The 2,838-nt window shown below is 61.8% G+C and carries 3 protein-coding genes; 2 read left to right on the top strand and 1 reads right to left on the bottom strand.

Features of this window, described 5'->3' with window-relative positions:
• Nucleotides 1-143: 143 nt before the first annotated feature.
• Complete coding sequence (locus H7I57_RS23020; protein WP_264026315.1) at nt 144-1,319, bottom strand: DUF4062 domain-containing protein; 1,176 nt, start codon at nt 1,317-1,319, stop codon at nt 144-146.
• A gap of 142 nt (nt 1,320-1,461) precedes the next feature.
• On the opposite strand from H7I57_RS23020, the gene H7I57_RS23015 reads away from it, so the two are divergent.
• Nucleotides 1,462-1,758: a hypothetical protein gene (locus H7I57_RS23015; RefSeq protein WP_264026312.1), complete on the top strand. Its 297-nt coding sequence runs from the start codon at nt 1,462-1,464 to the stop codon at nt 1,756-1,758.
• A gap of 21 nt (nt 1,759-1,779) precedes the next feature.
• Nucleotides 1,780-2,262, top strand: coding sequence for a hypothetical protein (locus H7I57_RS23010; protein ID WP_264026310.1), 483 nt, complete (start codon nt 1,780-1,782; stop codon nt 2,260-2,262).
• The last annotated feature ends 576 nt before the right edge of the window (nt 2,263-2,838 follow it).

The raw sequence follows: 2,838 nt of genomic DNA, 5'->3' as shown, positions 1-2,838 counted from the left end.
CCGTCGGCATCGAGATCATCAGGCACACCCCATGATCCCCTACACCCGCCACCGGCCCAGGCACCCCGCCCGGCGTGTTACTGACCCACGCTCCTAGGGGTGCATACGCTCGGGCGGCCACCAGGGGGCACGCGCTCCGGCGCCTACCGTCGTTGTCGAAGCTGCGCGATGAGCGCGTGCGCCAGATCTGCACCAAGATCGCCGAACGAACTTACGAGCCGATGGGCCGGTACCGCGAAGTCACCACCAGTTCGGAGCTCGGCTGGTCCCGTCATCGCCAGCCGCCCTGCGTTGCGAGTGCCGACCTTGCGCGGGTCACCCTCTTCGACCCGGTCTACCCGGGATAACTCAGCGGCCAGTGTGACCGACTCCGCCTCGGGAAGCTGTGCCGAGACGACGGCGAACAGCGACGCTAGGTCAGTCTGCAGGCTCTTCTGGTCGACCAATGCACCGATGATGTCGATGTCGAGGGACCGGAATGCGCACACCCCTGCCGGGTGGGTGAGTGCACCGCGGAACTGCTCGACGGTTAGCTGCTCGGTAAACGAACCCGACGATGATTTCGCCGGAGGACGCACCGCCCACCCGAAACCGTCGGCGACCCCGACGACCAACGGATCATCGTCCGACACGAACCCGATGGCGCGCATGTTGCGTGCCAAACTCCGAGCGTGTTCTTCGATCTGCCGCAGACTGGGCGCGTTCGTCACGCCGATACCCAGCACGTGGAGTTCGAGTACCGGTGCGGTCACCGAGGCTGACACGGTGCGGTTACGCCCGCCGACGAACCCACTGGCCGGAATTATGGCGTCCGAAAGCTCGACCTCGCTCAACCACGGCACCCTCACAGGTTCCTGCGGTGTCGTTCGCGGAATCGGACCCCGTTCTACGTCAAGTGCTTTCATCGCTTCACCGACCGCCTGATTACAGCTGGCGGGGTCGGTGAACGAACGCCATAGGCGCCCGTTTACGTAGTGGCCGACCTCGCTCTTGAAGTCACCCTGGGCCGGTTCGTCTTCCTCGTCAACATGCTTGTTAAACACCAGGATGCGGATGCCACGTTGACGAGCACGCCGGAACTCCTCCGCCGTCGGAGACAGACCGGTATCGGGAAAAGGTGTCCCATAACGCGGGCCAAGCAACAGGATGTATACGTCGGCCGCCTCGACTCCAGCCAGGCATGCCTCGCGGCTCGACCGGTCCTGAGCTTCGAAGTCCTCGAACCTCAGCGGCTCGTGATCGAACAACCTCAGGAACGGTGGGAGTGCCTTGCGCTCCTCCTTGAGCAGGTGCGTGACCGACGAGATGAAGACTTTCATGCCGCTCCTCTGCAGTAGTCGATCGATCGGCGGATCCGTTGTGGCGCACGGGCGCAGTTTGGACCGTAGCGGTGGCCGCCGACGCACCATGCGCCGCGTGAAAGTGTATTGCACTTTCCGGAAATTGTCATACACTTTACGGGTGGAGATCGTGATCCGGTCTAGCGCCCGCGCCCACCTCATCACCGATGAGGAGGCGAAAACTGTGATTGCATATCCCGTACTGCGCGTCGGGCTTGCTCCCCGGCGAGCGAACACGGCGCCGGTGCTGTTCATCGGGCCGGCCGCCGACAACCAACCGTGGATCGAGGTCATCGCCGACCTCACCGACCCCAACGTTGCCGAGGTATTCCACGCGATGATGCTGCGTTCCAGCCTCATCGCGCGCCTCGGCCTCGACGCGTTGGTGGACCCCGACTACGGCCCTCAGCGGGCCTGATCATTGAAAGGAGTTATCGACATGGGAAAGTCCCGAATCAGTGACGACGAATACGCCGAGATGGCCGCCGACTACGAAACCAATCCTCCGACGGCAGCCGAAGTCACCTCGGTCGAACTCAATCCCGCCTACCTGCCAACAGGACGGCCGAACAAGGGCACTCGGACAACAGGCAAGACACCGGTTCTGGCGATCCGGCTTCCCGAGTCACTTCGCAACGAGTTAGTGCACAGCGCAAAAGTCCAGGGAGCAACGCCCTCGGAAATGGTCCGTCGTGCCGTAGTCGACAGCGTGTCGTTCTACGTGCTGTGGGAGCAGACGTTCGACGGCGACGAGTGGCAATGGGTCCGCTTCGACAAGTCACTGACACCACAGGACGCCGAGGAGATGTTCAAACACTTCTCACGCCTCGCGCCAACCCACGGCTACCGCCGCGTCCAGATTCGCCACGGTCGCGACGAAGTCGTCAAAGAGTGGGCTGCACCGACGCACGGTCGACACTGACACGACGACCGTCATGTACTGCCCCCAGGATGGAGATACCCATGGTCTACGAATGGGTCCACGCAGAACTCAGCGACGAGACGCCAGTGACCGCGGAACTCAGACGAATGTTCAAGCGACTTCGTGACGACTACGGAAAGAGATCGGACGCTGACTTGACTATCGAGCATCTGCACTTGCTGACGCTGTCTATGCGCTCGAACTCAGAATTGCAGCCTTAGAGCGCGAGAACCATTAGGTCGGAAGAGCAAACCAGTGCAGAAAGTTCGAGTAAGGACACTCAGGTGTCCGAAAAAGTGGAGCTAAGGGGATTCGACCCCCCCCACTGCCAGTGTGAAACTGGATGTGCTGGCTGGTATCTCAGGGTCCACGCCGTGCGGATCAGTCCACGTCGCCGCGCTGGGTCGATGGAGATCTGTTTAGTGCGTGTTTGCCCGTAGTCGCACGTCTTAGGACACGGCTAGGACACACCGAACGAGTGTGCGACTCCTCACCTTGTTGTGGGGAGTTTCGGGCTGATTCCGCCGAGCATGAGGTAGATCATCGAGGTCAGTGATTTGGCGGTGTGATGGCCGT

Source organism: Mycolicibacterium pyrenivorans (genome assembly GCF_025821625.1).
Taxonomy (GTDB): Bacteria; Actinomycetota; Actinomycetes; order Mycobacteriales; family Mycobacteriaceae; genus Mycobacterium; species Mycobacterium pyrenivorans.
The sequence above is the reverse complement of the archived record's forward strand: the minus strand, read 5'-3'. Positions and strand labels throughout refer to the sequence as shown.